General features: G+C 74.2%; 21 protein-coding genes. 14 read left to right on the plus strand and 7 right to left on the minus strand.

Annotated elements, in window-relative coordinates:
• The first annotated feature begins 142 nt into the window (after positions 1-142).
• The gene (locus ACFPCY_RS18325; protein WP_378256668.1) at positions 143-1456 is read left to right on the plus strand and encodes an NAD(P)/FAD-dependent oxidoreductase; all 1314 of its coding nucleotides are present in this window, start codon (positions 143-145) and stop codon (positions 1454-1456) included.
• Between the two features lie 60 nt (positions 1457-1516).
• On the opposite strand, the gene ACFPCY_RS18330 is transcribed toward ACFPCY_RS18325, so the two are convergent.
• The 6 genes from ACFPCY_RS18330 to ACFPCY_RS18355 all read right to left on the minus strand — a co-directional run bounded on the left by ACFPCY_RS18330 (position 1517) and on the right by ACFPCY_RS18355 (position 6958).
• Positions 1517-3277, minus strand: coding sequence for an SDR family oxidoreductase (locus ACFPCY_RS18330; protein ID WP_378256670.1), 1761 nt, complete (start codon positions 3275-3277; stop codon positions 1517-1519).
• Positions 3274-4119, minus strand: a complete 846-nt coding sequence (locus ACFPCY_RS18335) for a M24 family metallopeptidase (RefSeq protein ID WP_378256672.1) — start codon at positions 4117-4119, stop codon at positions 3274-3276. Before ACFPCY_RS18335 ends, ACFPCY_RS18330 begins: the two co-directional genes overlap by 4 nt.
• A gap of 83 nt (positions 4120-4202) precedes the next feature.
• Positions 4203-5138: a metal-dependent hydrolase gene (locus ACFPCY_RS18340; protein ID WP_378256673.1), complete on the minus strand. Its 936-nt coding sequence runs from the start codon at positions 5136-5138 to the stop codon at positions 4203-4205.
• Between the two features lie 82 nt (positions 5139-5220).
• The gene (gene fdhD, locus ACFPCY_RS18345) at positions 5221-6033 is read right to left on the minus strand and encodes a formate dehydrogenase accessory sulfurtransferase FdhD (protein WP_378256675.1); all 813 of its coding nucleotides are present in this window, start codon (positions 6031-6033) and stop codon (positions 5221-5223) included.
• A 90-nt stretch (positions 6034-6123) separates the two neighbouring features.
• Positions 6124-6750: a trimeric intracellular cation channel family protein gene (locus ACFPCY_RS18350; RefSeq protein WP_378256677.1), complete on the minus strand. Its 627-nt coding sequence runs from the start codon at positions 6748-6750 to the stop codon at positions 6124-6126.
• A gap of 25 nt (positions 6751-6775) precedes the next feature.
• Positions 6776-6958: a DUF3099 domain-containing protein gene (locus tag ACFPCY_RS18355; RefSeq protein WP_378256679.1), complete on the minus strand. Its 183-nt coding sequence runs from the start codon at positions 6956-6958 to the stop codon at positions 6776-6778.
• A 188-nt stretch (positions 6959-7146) separates the two neighbouring features.
• On the opposite strand from ACFPCY_RS18355, the gene ACFPCY_RS18360 reads away from it, so the two are divergent.
• From ACFPCY_RS18360 to ACFPCY_RS18370, 3 genes are all read left to right on the plus strand, one after another.
• The gene (locus tag ACFPCY_RS18360; RefSeq protein ID WP_378256681.1) at positions 7147-8295 is read left to right on the plus strand and encodes a Gfo/Idh/MocA family protein; all 1149 of its coding nucleotides are present in this window, start codon (positions 7147-7149) and stop codon (positions 8293-8295) included.
• Positions 8296-8399: 104 nt separating this feature from the next.
• Entirely contained in the window at positions 8400-9503 is a 1104-nt protein-coding gene (locus ACFPCY_RS18365; protein WP_378257508.1) for a DUF993 family protein, read from the plus strand.
• Complete coding sequence (locus ACFPCY_RS18370) at positions 9500-10342, plus strand: sugar phosphate isomerase/epimerase family protein (protein ID WP_378256683.1); 843 nt, start codon at positions 9500-9502, stop codon at positions 10340-10342. The genes ACFPCY_RS18365 and ACFPCY_RS18370 overlap by 4 nt, the downstream gene beginning before the upstream one ends.
• Here ACFPCY_RS18370 and ACFPCY_RS18375 read toward each other — a convergent pair.
• Complete coding sequence (locus tag ACFPCY_RS18375; RefSeq protein ID WP_378256685.1) at positions 10339-11331, minus strand: LacI family DNA-binding transcriptional regulator; 993 nt, start codon at positions 11329-11331, stop codon at positions 10339-10341. The genes ACFPCY_RS18370 and ACFPCY_RS18375 overlap by 4 nt on opposite strands.
• 470 nt (positions 11332-11801) lie before the next feature.
• Here ACFPCY_RS18375 and ACFPCY_RS18380 point away from each other — a divergent pair, with 470 nt between their 5' ends.
• The 10 genes from ACFPCY_RS18380 to ACFPCY_RS18425 all read left to right on the plus strand — a co-directional run bounded on the left by ACFPCY_RS18380 (position 11802) and on the right by ACFPCY_RS18425 (position 21588).
• Positions 11802-13691: a sialidase family protein gene (locus ACFPCY_RS18380; protein ID WP_378256687.1), complete on the plus strand. Its 1890-nt coding sequence runs from the start codon at positions 11802-11804 to the stop codon at positions 13689-13691.
• Between the two features lie 24 nt (positions 13692-13715).
• Positions 13716-15284, plus strand: coding sequence for a sialidase family protein (locus ACFPCY_RS18385; protein WP_378256689.1), 1569 nt, complete (start codon positions 13716-13718; stop codon positions 15282-15284).
• A 289-nt stretch (positions 15285-15573) separates the two neighbouring features.
• On the plus strand, positions 15574-16107 hold the full coding sequence (locus ACFPCY_RS18390) for a fluoride efflux transporter FluC (RefSeq protein ID WP_378256691.1): 534 nt from the start codon (positions 15574-15576) through the stop codon (positions 16105-16107).
• Positions 16104-16472 carry a fluoride efflux transporter CrcB gene (gene crcB, locus ACFPCY_RS18395; protein WP_378256693.1) on the plus strand — a complete coding sequence of 123 codons (369 nt, stop codon included), beginning with the start codon at positions 16104-16106 and terminating at the stop codon, positions 16470-16472. The genes ACFPCY_RS18390 and crcB overlap by 4 nt, the downstream gene beginning before the upstream one ends.
• A 124-nt stretch (positions 16473-16596) precedes the next feature.
• Positions 16597-18105: an MFS transporter gene (locus ACFPCY_RS18400; RefSeq protein ID WP_378256695.1), complete on the plus strand. Its 1509-nt coding sequence runs from the start codon at positions 16597-16599 to the stop codon at positions 18103-18105.
• Between the two features lie 24 nt (positions 18106-18129).
• On the plus strand, positions 18130-19050 hold the full coding sequence (locus tag ACFPCY_RS18405; RefSeq protein ID WP_378256697.1) for an NADP-dependent oxidoreductase: 921 nt from the start codon (positions 18130-18132) through the stop codon (positions 19048-19050).
• A gap of 98 nt (positions 19051-19148) precedes the next feature.
• The gene (locus tag ACFPCY_RS18410; RefSeq protein ID WP_378256699.1) at positions 19149-20126 is read left to right on the plus strand and encodes a GlxA family transcriptional regulator; all 978 of its coding nucleotides are present in this window, start codon (positions 19149-19151) and stop codon (positions 20124-20126) included.
• 97 nt (positions 20127-20223) lie between these two features.
• Positions 20224-20826 (plus strand): isochorismatase family protein, encoded by a 603-nt coding sequence (locus tag ACFPCY_RS18415; RefSeq protein WP_378256701.1) that lies wholly within the window; start codon positions 20224-20226, stop codon positions 20824-20826.
• Between the two features lie 148 nt (positions 20827-20974).
• Positions 20975-21319: an ArsR/SmtB family transcription factor gene (locus ACFPCY_RS18420; protein ID WP_378256703.1), complete on the plus strand. Its 345-nt coding sequence runs from the start codon at positions 20975-20977 to the stop codon at positions 21317-21319.
• On the plus strand, positions 21316-21588 hold the full coding sequence (locus ACFPCY_RS18425; protein WP_378256705.1) for a hypothetical protein: 273 nt from the start codon (positions 21316-21318) through the stop codon (positions 21586-21588). Before ACFPCY_RS18420 ends, ACFPCY_RS18425 begins: the two co-directional genes overlap by 4 nt.
• The last annotated feature ends 49 nt before the right edge of the window (positions 21589-21637 follow it).

Here is a 21637-nt window from a genome sequence, read left to right on the forward strand (position 1 = left end):
ACCGCAAAGGCTGGCGCTCCGGCAACGACAAATGTCGTGGATAAGGGCGAAGACCCGTGGCGCGCCCCCGGTGTATCCCCGCCGGGAGCGGTTACCTACAGTGAGTGATCAGTCACCGTCCGCGCGTTGGAGAGGAGTCGCCGTGGCCGTTCCCCACGTCGTGATCGTGGGCGCCGGGTTCGCCGGGTACGGCACCGCGCGCCGCCTGGAGCGGACGCTCCGGCCGGGCGAGGCGGCGATCTCGCTCGTCGCGCCGTCCGGGTACACGCTCTACCAGCCGCTGCTGCCCGAGGTCGCGTCCGGGACGCTCGACCCGCGGTCGATCGCCGGGCCGCTGCACCGGCTGCTGGACCGCACCCGGCTCGTCCCCGGCACCGCCGCGGGAGTGGACCTGCGCGAGCGCGCCGTCACCGTCGACAAGATCGACGGCGAGCGGACGACGCTGCGCTACGACCGGCTGGTCCTGTGCCCGGGCAGCGTCACCCGCACCTTCGACATCCCCGGCCTGAAGGAGTACGGGCACGGGATGAAGAACCTCGCCGAGGCCGTCTACCTGCGCGACCACGTGATCGCGCAGCTGGAGCTGGCGGCGGCGACGCACGACCCGCGCGAGCGCGCCGCGCGGATGGGCTTCATCGTGGTCGGCGGCGGCTACTCCGGCGTCGAGACCGCCGCGAACCTGCAGCTGCTGACCGCCAAGGCGCTGCGGCGCTTCGCGTGGCTCGACCCGGCGATGCTGTCCTGGACGCTGCTGGACGTCGCGCCCCGGCTGCTGCCCGAGCTGGGCGAGCGGCTCGGCGACGTCGCGATGCGCACGCTGCGCCGGCGCGGCGTGGACGTCCGGCTCGGCGTCAGCATCGACCGGCTCGCGGCCGACTCGGCGACCCTCACCGACGGACGGACGCTGCCGTGCCGCACCGCGATCTGGACCGCCGGGGTCAAGCCCGCGCCGGTCGTCGCGACGCTGGACGCGCCGACCGAGAAGGGCCGCCTGGTGGTCGGCGCGGACCTGCGGCTGGCCGGGTTCCCGGAGGTGATCGCGCTCGGCGACGCCGCCGCCGTCCCGGACCTGGCGAAGGGCGGCGGCTCGGTCTGCCCGCCGACCGCCCAGCACGCCACCCGGCAGGCACGGGTCGCCGCCGCGAACGTCGCGGCGGGCCTGCGCGGCCACCAGCCGCGGCTGTACCGGCACCGCGACCTCGGCATGGTCGTGGACCTCGGCGGCACGCAGGCGGTCGCGCGCCCGCTCGGGATGAGCCTCACCGGTCCGCTGGCGCAGGCCGTGACCCGCGGCTACCACCTGTCGACCGTCCCGGGGTTCCGGGCCAAGGCGCGGGTGCTGGGCGACTGGGGCCTGCACGCCGTCGCCGGGGACGACCTGATCCGCCTCGGCTTCCTGGACCCGCGCACCGGCGCGGCCGTCGACCTGGACCACACCGTCGCCACCCCGGTCTGACGCGAACCCCGCGCGACTCCGCTGGACACGCCCGCACCCTCCGACCCGGCGGCCCGCGGGCTAGCGCAGGTCGAGGCGGGCGAGCAGGCGCATCGCGCCCGGTGACAGCCGCGACAGGAACCGTCCCGCATGCGCCTCGGGCGTCACCGGGACGACGGCGCGGTTGCGCAGCACCGCCCGGACGACCTGCTCGGCCACCCGGTCCGGACCGTAGTTGCGCAGGGCGTAGGCGCGCGAGGCGCGCTCGCGGTCCCGCTGCTGCTCGGCCGAGTTCCGCCCGACGAACCGGGACGTCCTGGTGATGTTGGTGTTGACCACGCCGGGGCAGATCGCCGTGACGCCGATGCCCCGGCCCGCGAGCTCGGCGCGCAGGCACTCGCTGAGCATGAGCACCGCCGCCTTGCTGGTGGCGTAGGCGGGCAGCGTCCGGGACGGCGTGAACGCGGCGGCCGAGGCCGTGTTCACGATGTGGCCGCCCTGCCCGCGCTCGGCCATCTGCGCCGCGAACAGCCGCGAGCCGTGGACGACGCCCCAGAGGTTGACGTCCAGGACGCGCTTCCAGTCGTCCGGCGTGTGGTCGAGGAAGCCGCCCGCCATGCCGATCCCGGCGTTGTTGACGACGACCTCGGGGACGCCGTGCTCGTGCAGGACGGTCTTGGCGAAGTCCTCCATGGCGGCGGCGTCCGACACGTCCACCTGGACGGCGTGCGCGGCGGGGCCGAGCAGGTGCGCGAGCTCGGCGGTGCGCTGCGCGGACGCCAGGTCCAGGTCGGCGGCGACGACCTCCGCGCCGCGCTCGGCGAACGCCAGCGCCGTCGCCCGGCCGATGCCGCTGCCCGCCCCGGTCACGACGACGAGCGAGCCCTCGAACGGACGCCGGTCCGGGGAGACCTTCGCGCGGCGCAGCGCGCGTGACTCGGCGGCCGTCAGCGGCCCGCCGGTCGTGCCGGTGACGTGCTCGCCGATCCAGCGCGCGATCACCTCGGGGTGGCTGCGCACGACCCAGTGCCCGGCCGGGATCGTCCGCAGCGACAGGTTCGGGACGCGCTCGCCGAGCCCGCCGACCAGGTGCGGCGAGAGGAACAGGTCCCGCGTCGGGACGATCACCTGCGTGGGCACGTCGGTGCGGCGGGGGAGCGGGTTGCGCATCCGGCGCAGCATGTTCGCCCGGTACAGGCCGACCCCGGCCGCGCCGTCGCGCGGCAGCGTGCGGGCCGGGTGCCCCGGCCGGGACGGCACGCCCTCGCCGATCTCCAGCGCCTTCGCGAACGGCCCGCCCATGCCCGCGCGCCACACGATCTCCGGCAGCAGCGGCGTCTGGAAGAAGTAGATGTACCAGGACCGGACGGCCTGCCCGAGACCGGCGCGGACGTTGCGCGGCGTCGGACGGCGCAGGTTGCGGCGCGTCCATTCCGCGACGTGGTCCAGGCACGGCCCGGAGATCGAGGTGAACGAGGCGAACCGCTCCGGCATCGTGCAGGCGGCCTCCCACGCCTGGATGGACCCCCAGTCGTGCCCGACGAGGTGGACCTTGCGGTCCGGGGCGGTCGCGTCCAGCACGGCCCGCATGTCCGCCATGAGGTAGGAGAAGGTGTAGTTCCGCTTCCCGAACGGCCGCGACGACGCGCCAGCGCCGCGCACGTCGTACCGGACGACGTGGTACCGCTCGGCGAGCCGTCCGGCCACCTCGTCCCAGACGGCGTGCGTGTCCGGGTAGCCGTGCATCAGCAGGACGGTCGGCCGCGCGGGGTCGCCCTGCTCGTAGACGGCCAGGTCGACACCGTCGCCGCGGACCCGGCGGCGCCGTACTTCGGTGGTCATGCGTCAGCCTTTCGCGCGGCCCAGCGGTGGACGTGGGGCAGGTCGTCGTCGAGCCAGTACGCGTCGTCCGCGGTGACCACGAGGAGCTCCTCGAACTTCACCCCGACGCCGCGGAAGCCGATGTGGGGCTCGACCGCCCAGAGCCCGGGCGTCGGCGGGTGCTGGGACTGCCTCGCGCCGTTCCACAGCGGCGAGCGGCCCTCCAGCCGCTCCTTCACCAGCTCGCGGCCGAGGGTCTGGAGGAACCGTACCCCGAACGGGAATCCGACGCCCTTCGGCAGCGGCCCGCCGATGACGCCGACCTGATGGCCGATGACGCGTCCCGGATACTTCTTGTGCCGGTTCTGGTAGCCCTGGCGCTCGATCAGCGCGTCCACCTCGGCGTAGATGTCGGCGAACGTCCGCCGTTCGCGGACGAGATCCAGGATCAGCGTCCGGTACTCGGCGAGGTCGGTGTCGAGACGACGCCAGACGCGGTTCTCCCCGAGGACGCCGCCGTACCCGATGTCGGCCGAGTAGCCCTTCTTCACCGGGGCCATGTCGAGGATGTACGGCATCCCCTCCTCCAGCCGCTTCCCGCTCGGCAGGAACTGGGTGGGCACCTTGAACCCCTGGAAGGCGGTGCGGTCGCCGAACCAGGCGAAGGGGGTGTGCAGCCAGTCGTCCACGCCGCGGTCGCGCAGCCAGCGCCGCATCCGGCGGCAGGCCTCGCGTTCGGTGACGCCGGGTTCGAGCGTCGCGGCCACCTCGTCCGCGCAGGCGTAGCACAGCCGCTGGATCTCGCGGAAGCGCTCCAGCTCCGCCGCGTTGTCGGTGCGGGCGAGCGCGACTTTATTGGACACGATGTTAATTAACCGCGCGGACGGGCCGGCGGTCAAGCCGGGCGCGCAGTGACGCGCGCCACCCCGCCGCCCGCCGCGGCCGGCTAGTAGGGCGTGTAGCCACCGGCCTTCGCCGCGGGGGAGTTCATGAGGTAGTCGAGCGCCCGGGGCGTCGAGCAGACCTGCGACGGGTGGTGGGACGGGCGCAGGTAGACCGGGGCCTCGCCGAGCAGCAGCTTGAAGATGCCGGGGACGTGCCCCTTGCGCACCGAGCGGCGGTAGGCGAACCAGACGCGCGGCAGCGTGACCCGCCCCTTGATCGTCGGGTCCTGCCGGAGCAGGTACAGCGAGCCGCCGATGAGCGCCCAGTACAGGAAGAACAGGGAGACCACCCAGGCGGCGACGCGCATCGGGTAGCGCCCGCCCATCGCCTGGTAGGTGTCGAACACGACCGACCGGTGCTCGACCTCCTCCGCGCCGTGCCAGCGCAGCAGGTCCAGCATGGTGGGGTCGACGCCCGCCTCGTCCAGCTTCCGGTTGTCCATGATCCACTGGCCGAGCACGGCGGTGTAGTGCTCGATCGAGGAGACCGCGGCCAGCTCGAACCGGAGCCGGCGCCGCCAGGCGCGCGGCGACTTCGCCTTGAGCTCGGCCATCTCCGCCGGGCGCCGCGCGTTGCCCGCCGCCATCTGGTCGGTGATCTTGGCCGTGTCGATCCCGTTGGCCTCCAGGATCTGGTCCAGGACGCCCTGGTGCGAGCGGGCGTGCACCATCTCCTGGCCGATGAAGCCGCGGATCTCCTCCTGGAGCTTCTCGTCGCGCAGGTACGGCCGGGCGTCCTTGACGGCCTGGATGAACCACTTCTCGCCCTCGGGCAGGACGATGTGGAAGGAGTTGATGATGTGGGTGGCGACCGGGTCCCCGGGGATCCAGTGCAGCGGGGTGGACGACCAGTCGAAGGTCACCCGGCGCGGCCGGATCGGGGGATGCCGTTCGTCGATCTTGAACTCCGCTCCCGGAGGTGTCAGGGACCCTGTCATGTCCGCTCCTTCACGTCCGCCACTTCCGCACAAGTGGAACGGGGAGCAGGCTACAGAAGTGACTTACCGGTGAGTAGTCACATCACGCGCGAATTCGGCCGCCACGACTGTAGATGTTCATGGTCTCGCCGCGCAGGAAGCCGACCAGCGTCATCCCGGCGTCCTCGGCCAGCTCCACCGCCAGCGAGGACGGCGCCGACACCGCCGCCAGCACCGGGATGCCGGCGCTCATCGCCTTCTGCGTCAGCTCGAACGACGCCCGCCCGCTCACCATGAGGACGGTCCCGGTCAGCGGGAGGCGGCCGTCGCGCAGCGCCCAGCCGACGACCTTGTCCACCGCGTTGTGCCGTCCGACGTCCTCGCGCAGCGCGAGCAGCGTGCCGTCCGCGTCGAACAGGCCCGCCGCGTGCAGGCCGCCCGTCCGGTCGAACACCCGCTGCGCGGCCCGCAGCGACTCCGGCAGCTCCGCGAGCACCTTGGCGTCCAGCTCCAGCGGGTCGGACGCCACGTCGTAGCGCCGCTCGGCCCGCAGCGCCTCGATGCTCGACTTGCCGCAGACCCCGCACGCGCTCGTCGTGGCGAACGCGCGGACGAGCGACGCGTCCGGCGGCCGGACGCCCGGCGCGAGCACGACCTCCAGGTTGTTCTGCTCGCGGGTGTCGGCGCAGTACCGCATGGCCGCGATGTCGCCGGCCGACCCGATGATCCCCTCCGCCGACAGGAACCCCGCCACCAGGTCGAAGTCGTCGCCCGGCGTCCGCATCGTGATCGTGAGCGGCGCGCCCGCCACCCGGATCTCCAGCGGCTCCTCGACCGCGAGCGTGTCGGCCCGCCGGTTCCGCGCGCCGCCCACCGCCAGCCGCTCGACCGGCCTGCGCACCGTGATCCGCCCCATGCCCCCAAAACTACCCCTTCCCGCGCCGTCCATCCGGCGCCCGACCCACCGCCGACCGAGTCCCGTCCGCGCGCCGTCGGCGGCTCACGTTCAGTCGCGGACGCCTCGGGCGCGCGGGGTGCGCCAGCCCCAGCGCACCGCCGCGACGCGCAGGCCGAACGCGAGCAGCGCCGAGCCCGCCGACACGACCACCCCGTGCAGGCCCGAGTGCCACAGCAGGGTCGCGACCATCGCGCCGACGAGCGCGGGCAGCGCGTACAGCTGCCGGTCGTGCAGCACGCCGGGGATCTGCCCGCTCAGCATGTCGCGCAGGATGCCGCCGCCGACCGCGGTGATGACGCCGAGCAGCACCGCGTGCAGCGGGGACAGCCGGTAGTCGAGGGCCTTGATCGCGCCGGTGACGCAGAACAGCCCGAGGCCGGCCGCGTCGAACATCGTCACCGCCGGCATGATCCGGGTGACCTGGGGATGCCAGAAGAAGACCAGCACGGTCGCGCCCAGCGGGACCAGCACGTAGCTCACGCTGGTGAAGGCGGCGGGCGGCACCGCGCCGATCACCAGGTCGCGCAGGATCCCGCCGCCGAGCGCGGTGATCTCGGCCAGCACGACCATGCCGACCACGTCCAGCCGCTTCTGCACGGCCGCGAGCGCGCCTGACACCGCGAACACGAAGATCCCCGCGAGGTCGAGCACGCCGGGGATCCCCAGGTCGCTCATACGGTGATCTTCTCAGGACGGCCGGTCAGTCGCGGCGGTCGATGCCCCAGTTGGCGACGATCGCCGCGAACGGCGGGATCACCATGGCCACGATCGACATGACGATCGCGACCGGCGGGCTGAACCGGCTGACGACCGCCCACGCCAGCACGAACAGCGTGAGGCAGGTGCCCATCATGATCCCGTACGCCACCTTGCGGCGCCTCATCCCTCCAGGCTACTGCGCGGCCCGCCGCGTCCGGCCGGGCGCCGGGCGTGGCCGCGCGTTGTGGTCGCCGGGACGCGGCCGGGCGGGCGCCGGGACGCCGGGGGCGTTGTGGGCGCGGGCGCGGGCGAGTAGGGTCGCCGGGAAGTTCGGAAAGCGCTTTCCAAGCGGCTGAGCAGGGGAGTACCCAGGTGAGTGAACGCGTCCTCGGCGTGGTGATGAACGGGGTGACCGGGCGGATGGGCTACCGCCAGCACCTCGTCCGGTCGGTGCTGGCGATCAACGCGGGCGGCGGCCTGCCGCTGGCGGACGGCGAGCGGGTCCGGCTGCGCCCGGTGCTGGTCGGCCGCAGCGAGCGCAAGCTGGCCGACCTCGCCGCGCGGCACGACATCGCGGACTGGACGACCGACCTGTCCGCCGCCCTCGCCGACCCGGCCAACCAGATCTACTTCGACGCGCAGGTCACCTCGGCCCGCGTGCCCGCCGTGACCGCCGCGATCGAGGCGGGCAAGCACGTCTACGTCGAGAAGCCGTCCGCCGAGTCGTACGCCGACGCGATGGCGCTCGCGAAGGCGGCCGACGCGGCCGGGGTCAGGCACGGCGTCGTCCAGGACAAGCTGTTCCTGCCCGGCCTGCTCAAGCTGCGGCGGCTGATCGAGGGCGGGTTCTTCGGGCGGATCCTGTCGGTGCGCGGCGAGTTCGGCTACTGGGTGTTCGAGGGCGACTGGCAGGACGCGCAGCGGCCGAGCTGGAACTACCGGACGGCCGACGGCGGCGGCATCGTGCTCGACATGTTCCCGCACTGGCACTACGTGCTGGAGCACCTGTTCGGCCGCGTCGAGGCGGTCACGGCGCGGGCCGTCACGCACGTCCCGGAGCGCTGGGACGAGCGCGGCGAGCGGTACGACGCCACCGCCGACGACGCCGCCTACGGCATCTTCGAGCTGGCGGGCGGGATCGTCGCGCAGATCAACTCGTCCTGGACGACGCGGGTGTTCCGCGACGAGCTGGTCGAGTTCCACGTGGACGGCACGGAGGGCAGCGCGGTCGCGGGCCTGCGCCGCTGCCGCTTCCAGCACCGCGCGGGCACGCCCAAGCCGGTGTGGAACCCGGACCTGCCCGCCACCGAGCCGTTCCGCGACCAGTGGCAGGAGGTCCCGGACAACGCCGAGTTCGACAACGGCTTCAAGGCGCAGTGGGAGCTGTTCCTGCGGCACGTCCTGGAGGACGGCCCGTTCCCGCACGACCTGGCGTCCGGCGCGCGCGGCGTCGCGCTGGCCGAGGCGGGCCTGCGCTCCTCGGCCGAGGGCCGCCGGATCGTCCTCGAGGAGACCCGGTGACCGCGCCGGACGCGCCGCCGACCCGGGCGGGCGGCCCGGTCGCCCCCGCCGGTGGGCCGGTCGTCACGCTGCCGACCGCGGACGGCGGGCTGGAGCGCTACGCGATGTGCGAGCCGCCCGAGTGGGCGTTCCCCGGCGGCATGCCCGAGACGCGCGTCGCGTACGCCGCCGCGCACGTCGTCGCCGACCCGCGCGCGGACAACGGCCCGGGCCGTCCGGCGGCGGTGGACTGGGACGCCGCGCTGCGGTTCCGCCGCCACCTGTGGTCGCACGGGATGCGGGTCGCCGACGCCATGGACACCGCGCAGCGGAACATGGGCCTGGACTGGGCCGCGACCCGCGAGCTGATCCGGCGCAGCGCCGCCGAGGCCCGCGACTTCGGCGACCCGTCCGCGCTGATCGCGTGCGGCGCGGGCACCGACCACGCGCCGGACGCCGCGTCCCTGGACGAGGTCGTCGCCGCCTACACCGAACAGATCGCGACCGTCCGGGACGCGGGCGCGGGCGTGATCGTGATGGCGAGCCGGCAGCTCGCGCGGCTCGCGCGCGGCCCCGAGGACTACCACCGCGTTTACGGGACGCTGCTGGGCGCGGCCGACCGCCCCGTCATCCTGCACTGGCTCGGGGAGATGTTCGACCCGAACCTCGCGGGCTACTGGGGCTCGTCCGACCTCGACGAGGCGTCGGAGAGCTTCCTCGCGCTCGTCCGCGAGCACGCGGACCGGATCGACGGCGTGAAGGTCTCGCTGCTGGACGCCGCGCGCGAGGTGGCGCTGCGCGAGGCGCTGCCGGACGGCGTCCGCCTCTACACCGGCGACGACTTCAACTATCCGGAGCTGATCGCCGGGGGCAGCGACGCGCTGCTCGGGATCTTCGACGCGATCGCGCCTGCTGCCGCCACCGCGCTGCACGCCCTGGACGCGGGCGACACCGCCGCCTACGAGGAGGCGTTCGGGCCGACCGTCCCGCTCGCCCGCAAGATCTTCGAGGCGCCGACCTACCACTACAAGACCGGCCTGGTCCTGGTGGCCTGGCTGGCCGGCCACCAGGACGCGTTCACCATGGTCAACGGCGCGCAGAGCGCCCGCTCGGCGGTCCACCTCGCCGAGGTGTTCCGGCTGGCCGACCGCGCCCGGCTGCTGCCCGACCCCGACCTCGCCGCCGCCCGGATGCGCGCCCTCCTCGCCACGTTCGGGGTGACGGGATGAGCGCGGGACGACTGTCGCTGAACCAGTGGACGACCCGGAGCTGGTCGGTCGCCGAGGCGGTGGACGGCTGCGCCCGGCACGGCGTCGAGGCCGTGGGGCTCTGGCGCGAGCACGTCGCGGGCCACGGGCTCGCCGCGACGGCCAGGCTCGTCCGGGACGCGGGCGTGCGCGTGTCGTCCCTCTGCCGGGGCGGCTTCCTCACCGGCGGGACGTGGCTGGACGACAACCGCGCCGCGATCGACGAGGCCGCCGAGCTCGGCGCGGCCTGCCTCGTCCTCGTCGTCGGCGGCCTGCCGGGCGTGGCGCCCGGCGAGCCGCCCGCGCCCGGCTTCTCCCGCGACCTCGCGGGCGCGCGCGCCCGCGTCGCCGACGCGCTGGACGTCCTCGCGCCCTACGCGGGGGAGCGGGGCGTCCGGCTGGCGCTGGAGGCGCTGCACCCGATCTACTGCGCGGACCGGGCCGTCGTCTCGACCCTGAAGCAGGCGCTCGACCTGGCCGAGCGCCACCCGTCCGAGCAGGTCGGCGTCGTCGTGGACACCTTCCACCAGTGGTGGGACCCGGACGTGTTCGGGCAGATCGCCCGCGCGGGCGACCGGATCGCGAGCTACCAGGTCTGCGACCAGCTCTCGCCGCTCCCGCCGGACGTGCTGCTCGCCCGCGCCGTCCCCGGCGACGGCGTGATCGACTTCGGCCCGCTCACGGCCGCGGTCGCCGCCGCCGGGTACGCCGGGGACGTCGAGGTCGAGGTCTTCAACGCCGACGTCTGGGCCGCCGACCCGGACGAGGTGCTCGCCACCGTCCGCGCCCGCTACGCCGCCCTCGTCGAGCCGCACCTCTAGAGGGCACGGGCGCTGGCGCGCAGGACGACCTCGCCCGGCACGGTCACCACGCCGGGACCGTCGCCGAGGGCGAGGTCCACGGCGCGCCCGCCCATCTCGGCCAGCGGCAGCCGGACGGTCGTCAGCGCCGGGACGTGGTCGCGCAGCGTCGCGATGTCGTCGAAACCGGCCAGGGACAGCTCGTCCGGGACGGCCACACCGCGCTCGCGCAGCGCCGCGAGCGCGCCGACCGCCATCACGTCGTTGACGGCGAACACGCAGGTCACGTCGCGGAGCCCGGCGTCCAGGAGGGCGCGGGCGGCGGCGTGGCCGCCGTCCCGGTCGAACCCGCCGGGCAGCACCCGCGGCCCGGGCAGGCCGAGGTCGCGCAGCGCGGCGGTGAACCCGGCCGTCCGGTGCCGCGCGGTCAGCAGGTCGGGCGGGCCGCCGAGGACGGCGAAGCGGCGGTGCCCGAGGCCCGCGAGCGCGCGGGCGAGCGCCGCCGCGCCGTCCCGGTTCGCGGGCGCGACGACGGGCAGGCCCGCCAGCTCCTGCCCGACCAGCGCGACCCGGCCGCCCTTCGCACGGAACAGGTCCAGCTCGGCGGTCAGCTCGGACCGCGACCGGGCCGTGCGGGACCCGGCGAGGACGATCGCGCGGACCCGCTGCGCCCGCAGCGTCGCGACGAGCGCGACCTCGCGCGCCGGATCGCGGTGCGTCGCGCCGATCATCACGGTCAGCCCGCGCCGCTCGGCGGCGGCCATCGCGCCCTCGGCGAGCGCCGCGAAGTAGGGGTCGGTGAGCGAGTGCACGACGAGCCCGACGACGTCCGCCGAGCCGCGCGCGAGGGCCTGCGCCGTGACGTCCGGCCGGTAGCCGAGGTCGGCCGCGGCGCGCTCGACCCGCTCGCGCAGCGCGTCCCCGACCCGGCGGGTGCTGCCGTTCAGCACCCGGGACGCGGTGGCCAGGGACACCCCGGCGCGCCGCGCGACCTCCTCCAGCGTCACCATCGCCCCATCCCCGCTCCGTCCGGGCTCAGCCGAGCTCCAGCGCCATCCGGGCCAGGACGGCGACGACGAGCAGGGACGGGAGCGGGAGCGCGGGCACGCGTCGATCGTAGCGTCCGGCCGGATGAGTACCGGCGCGCCCGGCTCCGAGTATCCCGCCGGCCCCGCCGGCCCCGCCCGGGCGGCCAGGCTCGGACCATGACCCGACGCCGCCTGGCGCACCTCCAGATCGCCGTCCTGTCGGCCGCGCTCGCGGTCGCCTTGCGGGTGCGGCGGAACCGGACCGCCCACGCGGGACGCGGGTGACCTGAGGACGCCGTGGCCGACCCCGGTCAGGCGGCCGTTTCCGGACGGACGGGACTGACCGGGGTCGGCCAATGGGGCTTGTAGGGGCCTGAGCGCAGATCTACGTTCCCCGCGAAGGCCGTGAACATCTACACCTCTGTAGCGACAGCTCACCGAGGAGTCCCCGCATGAGAAGGCGCAGCTTGACCGCCTCCGGAATCGTCCTGGTGCTCGGGGGGACGCTGAGCCTGGCCGCGCCGGGCGCGCACGCGCAGGGGTTCGGGTACGACAAGCTGACTCCGGTTCAGAAGCGGCACGTGTCCGGTGCCCTCGCCGAAGCGCTCGGCCCGCAGCGCGCCGCGCCGAAGGCGCTCCCCGGGGCGAGCCGGACCTCCGCGCCCGGCTGCGACGGACGGCGCGGCGCCGACGTGAAGGTCAACCAGAACTGCCAGACCGTCACCGACCAGCCGCTCGCCGGACGCGGGCAGGCCCAGAACGAGACGTGGGTGTCGGTCAACCCGAACGACCCGCGCCGGATCCTCGCGTCGTACAACGACTACCGGCGCGGCGACGGCACCTGCGGCGTGGACTACTCCTCCGACAACGGACGCACCTGGACCGACTCCACGACGCCCAACGGCTTCGTGTCCGGCGCGGCGTTCGGCGGCAAGCCGCGCCAGTACATGCAGGCGGCCGGGGACACGTCGGTCGCCTGGGACACCCGCGGCAACGCCTACCTGGCCTGCCAGGAGTTCAAGCGCGGCAACGCGGTGTCCCCGGACGCCGACCAGTCGTCCGGCATCTACGTGTACCGGTCCACCGGCAGCGGCGGCGCGTCGTTCGACTTCCCCGGACGGCCCGTCGCCGAGCACGACGACACCGCCGGGGCGGGGACGTTCCTGCTCGACAAACCGCTCATGACCGTGGACGCGCACGCCCGCAGCCCCTACCGCGACCGCGTCTACGTCACCTGGACGACCTTCGCCGACGACGGGACCGCCTACGTCTACGGCGCCCGCTCGGCCGACTACGGCGAGCACTTCTCCGCCCCGGTTTTGATCAGCTCGGACTCGGCGCTGTGCGCGCAGACCTACGGGATCCCGACGCCGCACGGCCGCTGCAACGACAACCAGAACTCGCAGCCGGTGGCCGCTCCCGACGGCACGCTCTACGTGACCTGGTCGAACTACAACGTGGCCCAGACCGGCAGGGACAACCGGTTCCAGGTGTTCGTGGCGCGCTCGACCGACGGCGGCGCGACGTTCTCGGCGCCGGTCAAGGCCGCCGACTACTACGACCTCCCGGACTGCGACACCTACCAGGGGACGGGGAAGAACCCCGGCCGCGACTGCGTGCCCGAGAAGGGCGCGAGCACGAATTCGATCTTCCGCGCGACCAACTACCCGAACCTGGCCGTGGACCCGGCGAACCCGAAGCGGCTCGTCGTGACGACCGGCTCGTACGTGAACCGGAACTCCAACGAGGCCGGCGGTTGCGCGCCCGCCGGGCTCACCTCGTTCGACTCCGGGCTCGGCAGCCTCTACGACGGCGTCAAGAACGGCGGCTGCGCCAACGACATCGTGCTGTCGGTGTCGTCGGACGGCGGCGCGTCCTTCACCGGCACCGCCACGGACGTCCGGAAGCTGCCGGTCATCGGGGGAAGCGTCCGGCCGGCCCGCGCCGACCGGTTCTGGCAGGGCACGGTCTTCACCCCGCGCGGGACGCTCGTCATCGCCTACTACGACCGCGGCTACGGCTCGGACGAGACGACCGGGTTCTCCGACGTGACCCTGGCCACCAGCCGCGACCTCGCCCGCTTCACCGGCGGCCGGGCCACCTCGTCGAGCATGCCGCCGCCGAGCCAGTTCAACGGCCGGTTCTACGGCGACTACATCATGGTCGACGCGTCCGCGGCCACCGCCCACCCGGTGTGGTCCGACACCCGATCTCCGGCGCTGTTCCTCTGCCCCGGCACCGGAACCCCAGGGCGTCCGCCCGAGCTGTGCACGGCTCCGGCGGCCAACGCCTCGCCCGCCAACGACGAGGACGTCCACACCTCGGCCGTTGCCGTCCACTGAGGAACACCGAATGAGGAGCATCGAATGAGACGACGAAGTCTGACCGCGGCCGGGCTCGCCCTGGTGCTCGGCGGAGCGCTCACCGCCGCTTCGTCGGCCGCCGCGTCCGCCGACGGGGGGTCGCCCGTCCGGAACATCTCGCCGGGGAACCCGTACGCCTCCTGCACGGCGGGCGCCACACCGGGCGCGACCGTCACGCCCGGCGCCGAAGAGGAGCCGTGGGTCGCGGTGGACCGGCACCGCCCCGGCCACGTCATCTCGGTCTACCAGCAGGACCGCTGGTCCAACGGCGGCGCGCACGGGCTCGCCGCGTCCTACAGCACCGACGGACGCCACTTCACCAAGACGCCACTGCCGTTCAGCAAGTGCGCCCCGGGCGGCCTGAACTACGAGCGCGCCTCGGACGCCTGGGTCGACTTCGGCCCGGACGGCGTCGCCTACGCCAGCGGCCTGGACTTCGACGCCACCACGCCGCGCAACGGCGTCGGCGCGGCCACGTCCTACGACGGCGGCCGGACCTGGACGCACGTCACGCAGCTCATCGACGACAACGACCCGGCGATCGTGGACGACAAGAACTCGGTGACCGCCGACCCGCGCCACCCCGGCACCGCCTACCAGGTGTGGGACCGCATCGACCAGGTCGCGTCCGGGCCGGGCGCGCACTACGACGGGCCGTCCTACATCTCGATCACCCGCGACCACGGACGCACCTGGGGCCCGGCGCACCAGTTCGTGGACACCAGCGTGATCCCGAACTCGCAGACCATCGGGAACGTCATCGTCGCCGACCCGCGCACCGGCACGCTCTACGACTTCTTCGAGTGGCAGACCTACAGCGACCCGACCGCGACCAGCGCGACCGACCTGCACTTCGCGTTCGTCACCTCCCGCGACCAGGGGCGGACGTGGAGCGCGCCCACCAAGATCGCGAACGACACGTCCGTGCCCGAGGTGCACCCGAACGCGCCGAACGACCCGACCAAGGCGCTGCGCGCGGGCGCGAACCTGATCAGCGCGGCGATCGACCCGCGGACCGGCGAGCTGTACGCCGCGTTCGAGGGCTCGTCGTTCACCGGCGGCAAGTACGACGACGTGGAGCTCGTCCACTCCACCGACGGCGGGCGGACCTGGTCCGCGCCCGTCCGGATCAACCAGGCGCCCGGCTCGCCCGCGTTCACGCCGTCCATCGCGGTGAACGACCGGGGCGTCGTCGCGGTCACCTACTACGACGTGCGATACCTCCAGCCGGGGGACACCACGACGCTGCCCACGGCCATGTGGCTGGCGACGTTCCCGCGCGGCGGCGAGAACTACCCGTCCGAGCGGCGGATCACCCCGGTGTTCGACTGGCTCCTCGCGCCCTACGCCGGCTGGGGCCACTTCCTCGGCGACTACGAGTCGGTCGCGGTCAGCGGCGGCACGGCGTTCCGGCCGGTGCTGGTCGCGACGACCGGCGACGCGTCCGACCCGACGGACGTCTACACCGGCGTCTTCGGGCCGAACCCGCTCCGCTCCGGCCCGCCGACCGCGCGTCCGGCGCCGCAGCGGGTCGCTCCGGCGCACCTGAACGCGCACCCGCGCCAGCACTGACCTTCGTCCGGCTCGGCACTCGGCTCCTGTCGATCCGGCACTGACCTTCTCCAGATCCGCGCCCGTCCCGGCCGCTGTCCGGGGCGGGCGCCTCCGCGTCCGGGCCTCCGCCTGTGACAGAGGTCGCAGAGGGACGGCTAGAATGGCTCCTGGTCCTCGTGAGGACGAGGCCGCGGCGGTGGGGCCCGCCGCCCCCGCGACCGGCCGGACGGGCGGACGCGGGGCAACCGCGAACCCTTGCCAACGGTCCCTGCCAGCGTAGTCAGCCATGCCCTGGTGGGAGGAACCGATGCACGACCCCCGGCTGCCCGTCGATCCCGACGTGGAGCTGCGCGTCCCGGAGCAGCGCCGCGAGCTGGCCGGCGCCCCGTGGACGACGCTCGGCGCGATCTCGGCGGGCGGGGCGCTCGGCGCGCTCGCCCGCTACGGCCTGTCCACCGCCTTCCCGCACGAACCCGGCGCGTTCGACTGGGCGACGTTCGGGATCAACGTCTCCGGCTGCCTGCTCATCGGCGTGCTCATGGTCGTGATCACCGAGGTGCTGCGCCCGCACCACCTGCTGCGGCCCTTCCTCGGCGTCGGCGTCCTCGGCGGGTACACCACGTTCTCCACCGCGATGGCGGACGTCCAGAAGGCGGTCGAGGACGGCTCGTCCCGCACCGCGCTGCTCTACCTCGCCGCGACGCTCGCCTCGGCCCTCGCCGCCGTCTGGACGGGCGTCCACCTGACCCGCGCGATCGCGGGGGACCGGGCGGCGTCCGAGCCCGCCCCGGACGCCGGAGAGCAGGACCGCGTCGCCGCGACCGAAGGGGACCCCCGATGACGCTGCTCCTCGTCGCGCTCGGCGCGGCCGTCGGCGCGCCCCTGCGCTACCTGACCGACCGCGCCGTCCAGTCCCGGCACGACTCGGTGTTCCCGTGGGGGACGTTCACCGTGAACGTCGCCGGCTGCCTGCTGCTCGGCTTCCTCATCGCCTACCCCGCGGGGGACGGCGTGACGGCGCTCGCCGGGACGGGCTTCTGCGGCGCCCTCACCACCTACTCGACGTTCGGCTACGAGACCCTGCGGCTGGCCGAGACCGGCGCGCGGCCCTACGCCGTCCTCAACGCCGTCGCGTCCCTCGGCGCCGGGCTCGGCGCGGCCTGGATCGGGATGGTCGTCGCGCACGCCGTCACCGGCACCGCCTGACCTGCTCCCCTCCCTCACCCTTTGCCCAACCCGGGGCCCGTTTTGGGCTTCCCGCTGAGGGGTTGCGGCTACGGGTCCACTGACGGGCGGTGAAGGAGGGACCGGACGTGTCGGAGGACCCGGAGTGACGGGAGCGCGGCGGCGCTGGGCCGTCCTCGCGGTGCTGTCCGGCAGCCTGCTGATCATCGCCATGGACGCCACCATCCTGAACGTGGCGTTCCCGTCGCTGGTGGCGGACCTGCGGCCCACCTCGGTCGAGCAGCTGTGGATCATCGACGCGTACGCGCTGGTGCTGTCCGGCCTGCTCATCACCGCCGGCGCGCTCGGCGACCGGTGGGGGCGCCGCCGGCTGCTGCTCGGCGGGTTCGCCGTGTTCGCCGCGGCGTCGCTGCTCGCCGTCGCCGCGACCGCGCCGTGGGTGGTGATCGCGGCGCGGGCGCTGCTCGGCGTCGGCGGCGCGGCGATCATGCCGTCCACCATCTCGATCCTGCGGGTGGTGTTCACCGACCCGCGCGAGCGCGCCGTCGCCTACAGCGTCTGGACGGCCGTGATCGGCGCGGGCATGGCGTTCGGCCCGCTGATCGGCGGCCTCGTCGTGCAGGCGCACGGCTGGAAGGCGGCGTTCCTGCTGAACGTCCCGGTCGCGGTGGCCTGCGTCGCGCTCGCGCTGTGGCTGGTGCCCGAGTCGTCCCATCCGCGCGAGGGCCGCTGGGACTGGTGGGGCGTGGCGCTGTCCGTCGTCGGGATGGTCACGCTCGCCGGGGGAATCAAGCTGGTCGGCGGCCACGACGTGCCGGTCGGGATCGTCCTGCTGGCGGTCGCGGCGGTCACGCTGACCCTGTTCGTCCGGCGCGAGCTGCGGATCGCCGACCCGCTGCTCCAGGTCCGCATGTTCTGCAACCGGGTCTTCAGCGTCGCGGCCGTGTCGATCTTCCTCGGCATGATGGCGCTCGGCGCGGTGCTGTTCCTGATCACCCAGTGGTTCCAGTACGCGCGCGGCCTGGAGCCGTTCGCCGCCGGGCTCCGGCTGCTGCCCGCCCCGGCCGCGCTGATCGTCGCGCCCTTGTTCACGCCCCGCCTGATGGAGCGGTTCGGCGTCCGGGTCGTGCTCGGCGCCGGCATGGCCCTCGCCGCGCTGGGCATGGCCGTCCCGTGGATCGCCGACCTCGCCGGGCACCTGGAGTACGTCGAGATCGCCGTCGCGCTGCTCTGCCTCGGCACCGGCTTCGGCGTCGCCGCGACGGCCGCGTCCGTGGCGCTGCTGTCGTCCTCGCCGCAGGAGGAGGCGGGCGGCGCCGCGGCCGTGGAGGAGATCTCCTACGAGCTCGGCGGCGCGATGGGCGTCGCCGCGATCGGCAGCCTCGCCGCCGTCCTGTACCGCGGCGACGTGCCCCGCCTCGGCCTCCCGGACGCCCAGCTCGCTCGCGTCCGCGACTCCATCGGCGAGGCCGCCGTCGTCGCCGGGCAGCAGGGCGGCGCGGCCGGCGACCGGATCCTGTCGGCCGCGTCCGCCTCCTTCACCCACGCCCTCGGCGTCGCGTTCCTCGCCGCCGCGATCCTCCTGCTCGCCTCCGGATACGTCGGGTACCGGATCGTCCCGCCCGACTTCCGCCCCACCGAGAACGCCCACTGACCCCGTCCGGAAGGACCGATCACGATGAAGGCAGCCAGCTACGACGCCTACGCCGAGGACAACTCGCGACTGCGGTACGGGGACGTGCCGGATCCGCGCGTCGGGCCGGGGCAGGTTCTGATCGAGGTCCGCGCCGCCGGGGTGAACCCGGTCGACTGGAAGCTCATGGCGGGCGGCCTCGACGCGATGATCGAGGCGATCTTCCCGGTCGTCCCCGGCTGGGACGTCGCGGGCGTCGTCACCGCGACCGGCCCGGACACGCCCGAGTTCGGCGTCGGCGACGAGGTGTTCTCGTACGCGCGCATGCCGATCGTCCGGCACGGGACGTTCGCCGAGTACGTCGCCGTCCCGGCCGAGTTCGTCGCGCGGCGGCCGGTCGCGCTCGACTGGGCGCAGTCGGCCGGGCTGCCGCTCGTCGGCGTCACCGCGTGGCGGATGCTGAACCGCTTGGAGGTGGGGCCGGACGACGTCCTGCTCGTCTACAACGCGTCCGGGGGAGTGGGCGGCACGGCCGTCCAGCTGGGACGCGAGCGCGGCGCCCGCGTCATCGGGACGGCGTCGCCCCGCAACCACGACTACGTGCGCGGCCTGGGCGGCGAACCCGTCGCGTACGGCGACGGCCAGGCCGACCGGATCCGCGAGCTGGCTCCCAACGGCGTGACCGCCGTGGCCGACTGCGTGGGCGGGCAGCTGGAGACGACGCTCGCCGTCCTGGCCCCCGGCGGACGCCACGCCTCGATCGCCGATCCCGGCGTGGGCGAGCACGGCGGCATGTGGGTCTGGGCCCGCCCGGACGCCGCGGGGCTGACCGAACTGGCCGCGCTCGCCGACCAGGGCGCCCTGACCGTCGAGATCGCGAAGACCTTCCCGCTGGCCGAGGTGGGCGACGCCTTCGACGCCAGCCGCACCGGCCACACGCGAGGAAAACTCGTCCTGATCCCGTAGCGCGGGGCGGCCCGGCGTCTCGGCCCGGAGGGCCGGATGGCCGGATATGACAGAAGCTCGTCATGGCGGACATGCCCGTCAGGTCGCAGAATGGAGTCATGCCAGCTCCGCACCGTGTCGTCATCGCCGTGTTCCCGGACGTCGACCTCCTCGACGTCACCGGGCCCGCCGAGGTGTTCGCGCTCGTCGGCCGGGCGCTGCCGGACGGCGGCGCGCGCTACGACGTCCGGCTCGCCGGGCCGGACGGCGGGCTCGTCCGGACGAGCGCCGGCGTCCGGCTCGCCACCGACCTGAGCTTCGCCGAGGTCGGCGGGAGCGTGGACACCCTGATCGTCCCCGGCGCGGTGGACGGCGCGGGCGCGCCCGTGATCGACCCGGACCTGGTCGCGTGGATCGCCGCGACGTCCCGGCACGCCCGCCGGGTCGCCTCGGTGTGCGTCGGCGCGCACCTGCTCGCCGCCGCGGGGCTGCTCACCGGCCGGACGGCCACCACGCACTGGGCGACCGCCGACCGGCTCGCCGCCGACCACCCGGACGTCACCGTGGACCCGGACCCGATCTACGTCCGGTCCGGGAACGTCTGGACCGGCGCGGGCATCAGCGCGTGCATGGACCTCTCGCTCGCCCTCGTCGCCGAGGACCACGGCGAGCGGGTGGCCCTGGACGTCGCCCGGCAGCTCGTCATGTACCTCAAGCGGCAGGGCGGCCAGAGCCAGTTCAGCGTTCCGCTGTGGCAGGCCCCGGCCGAGCGCCGGGACATCGACGAGCTGCGCGCCTGGATCACCGCTAACCTCACCGCCGACCTGTCGGCGGCGGCGCTCGCCGACCGCATGTGCCTGAGCGAGCGGCACTTCAGCCGCGTCTTCCGCAAGGAGACCGGCGCGACGCCCGCCGCGTTCGTCGAGGCCGCCCGCGTGGAGGCGGCCCGGCGGCTGCTGGAGGGCACCGACGAGCCGCTCGACCGGGTCGCCGAGGCGTCCGGGCTGGGCTCGCCGGAGACGCTGCACCGCGCCTTCCGCCGCCGCCTCGGCACGACCCCGGCGGCCTACCGGCGGCGTTTTCGCACCGCCGCCTGACCCTTTCCCCCTCGACCCCGATTCCGTTTTCCGCCCCCGGCCCGCCAGGCCGGTGGTCCCCCCTGCCCGAGAACCGGTCCAGAAACAGGAGACCACCATGACCGTCTCGACCACCCTGCGCGACGTGATCGGCCTGGACGGCGCGCTGCCCGCGCTGTCGTCCAGCACCCTCGTCCTCATCGACTACCAGAACACCTACACCAAGGGCGTGATGGAGCTGACCGGCGCGGACGCGGCCCTCGACGCGGCCGCCCGGCTGCTCGACGCCGCCCGCGCCGCCGGGACGCCGGTCGTGCACGTCATCAACGACGGCGGCGAGGGCACGCCGTACGACATCCGCGCCGAGGTCGGCCAGATCGAGTCCCGCGTCGAGCCCCGCGACGGCGAGCCGGTCGTGGTGAAGGGGTTCCCGAACTCCTTCCACCAGACCGACCTGCTGGACGTCCTGCGCGACCTCGGCGCCGGACCCGACCTCGTCCTCGCCGGGTTCATGACGCACATGTGCGTCCAGTTCACCGCGCAGGGCGCGTTCAACCTCGGCTACAGCCCGACCGTGGTCGCCGAGGCGTGCGCGACGCGTCCGCTGGCGGGCCCGGACGGCGCCCCGATCCCCGCGGACGTCCTGCACGCCGCCGCCCTCACCACGATCGGCGACATCTTCGGCCGCGTCGCCCCCCGCGTCGCCGACCTCCCCGTCTGACGATCTCGATCGTCCGGCGGGTGTGACACCGCCTGACCAGCACGCTCACCAGAGACGGCCCGGACTCCGGGCCGTCTCTCGCGGTTTCGGCCTGGCAACTTCTGTGAGCACCTGCTAATTTTCTTTTGCAGGTAGGGGAGGAGGCGGCGTGACGACCGGGGACGAGCTGCTCCGCGTGCTCGCGGCGCTGGACAACCCGCACCGGCTGCGGATCCTCGCGGCGCTGGCCGACGAGCGCGACTACGTCAGCAACCTCGCGCGCGAGCTGGGCATCAGCCGGCCGCTGCTCCAGGTCCACCTGCGCAAGCTGGTCGCGGCCGGGCTGGTGGAGGGACGCGCCGAGGTCTCGCCGGACGGTCGGGCGATGAAGTACTACGAGATCGCCCCGTTCCGGTTCGAGCTGACGCCCGAGGTCGTCAGGCGGGCGGCGCGGACGCTGAGCGCCCCCGCCGCCGGCGCCGGCGGGGCGGAGGACAGGAAGGTGGACGGATGATGGACGGTCACGAGCTGGCGGAGGTGGCCGGGGCGATCGGCATCTTCGCCCTGGTCACCACCGTGATCACAGTGATCATCGTGCAGGTGGGCGCGACCGTGCGGGCGCGGGCGGCGCTGGCCCGCGAGGAGGAGTACCGGCGGATCGCCGAGGCGGGGCTGGAGACGCAGCGGCGGATCGAGCGGCGGCTCGCCGAGACCGCCCGGAGCCTCGGCGAGATGGAGAAGAGGATGGACTCCCTGGAGAAGGTCCTGCTCACCGTGGAGTGAGCGGACGAGCGCCGGGCCGTCGAGCGGCCACTCGACGACCCGGCATGAA

It is taken from the genome of Actinomadura gamaensis (assembly GCF_042652125.1).
GTDB classification, from domain to species: Bacteria; Actinomycetota; Actinomycetes; order Streptosporangiales; family Streptosporangiaceae; genus Spirillospora; species Spirillospora gamaensis.

What these genes read in the sequence shown, in the direction of transcription:
- ACFPCY_RS18425 (WP_378256705.1), top strand. Translation starts at nt 21,316, where the DNA reads ATGATGGACGGTCACGAGCTGGCGGAGGTGGCCGGGGCGATCGGCATC.
- ACFPCY_RS18350 (WP_378256677.1), bottom strand. Translation starts at nt 6,750, where the DNA reads ATGAGCGACCTGGGGATCCCCGGCGTGCTCGACCTCGCGGGGATCTTC.
- ACFPCY_RS18340 (WP_378256673.1), bottom strand. Translation starts at nt 5,138, where the DNA reads ATGACAGGGTCCCTGACACCTCCGGGAGCGGAGTTCAAGATCGACGAA.
- ACFPCY_RS18330 (WP_378256670.1), bottom strand. Translation starts at nt 3,277, where the DNA reads ATGACCACCGAAGTACGGCGCCGCCGGGTCCGCGGCGACGGTGTCGAC.
- ACFPCY_RS18405 (WP_378256697.1), top strand. Translation starts at nt 18,130, where the DNA reads ATGAAGGCAGCCAGCTACGACGCCTACGCCGAGGACAACTCGCGACTG.
- ACFPCY_RS18365 (WP_378257508.1), top strand. Translation starts at nt 8,400, where the DNA reads ATGTGCGAGCCGCCCGAGTGGGCGTTCCCCGGCGGCATGCCCGAGACG.
- crcB (WP_378256693.1), top strand. Translation starts at nt 16,104, where the DNA reads ATGACGCTGCTCCTCGTCGCGCTCGGCGCGGCCGTCGGCGCGCCCCTG.
- ACFPCY_RS18370 (WP_378256683.1), top strand. Translation starts at nt 9,500, where the DNA reads ATGAGCGCGGGACGACTGTCGCTGAACCAGTGGACGACCCGGAGCTGG.
- ACFPCY_RS18385 (WP_378256689.1), top strand. Translation starts at nt 13,716, where the DNA reads ATGAGACGACGAAGTCTGACCGCGGCCGGGCTCGCCCTGGTGCTCGGC.
- ACFPCY_RS18410 (WP_378256699.1), top strand. Translation starts at nt 19,149, where the DNA reads ATGCCAGCTCCGCACCGTGTCGTCATCGCCGTGTTCCCGGACGTCGAC.
- ACFPCY_RS18380 (WP_378256687.1), top strand. Translation starts at nt 11,802, where the DNA reads ATGAGAAGGCGCAGCTTGACCGCCTCCGGAATCGTCCTGGTGCTCGGG.
- ACFPCY_RS18355 (WP_378256679.1), bottom strand. Translation starts at nt 6,958, where the DNA reads ATGAGGCGCCGCAAGGTGGCGTACGGGATCATGATGGGCACCTGCCTC.
- ACFPCY_RS18390 (WP_378256691.1), top strand. Translation starts at nt 15,574, where the DNA reads ATGCACGACCCCCGGCTGCCCGTCGATCCCGACGTGGAGCTGCGCGTC.
- ACFPCY_RS18415 (WP_378256701.1), top strand. Translation starts at nt 20,224, where the DNA reads ATGACCGTCTCGACCACCCTGCGCGACGTGATCGGCCTGGACGGCGCG.
- ACFPCY_RS18375 (WP_378256685.1), bottom strand. Translation starts at nt 11,331, where the DNA reads ATGGTGACGCTGGAGGAGGTCGCGCGGCGCGCCGGGGTGTCCCTGGCC.
- fdhD (WP_378256675.1), bottom strand. Translation starts at nt 6,033, where the DNA reads ATGGGGCGGATCACGGTGCGCAGGCCGGTCGAGCGGCTGGCGGTGGGC.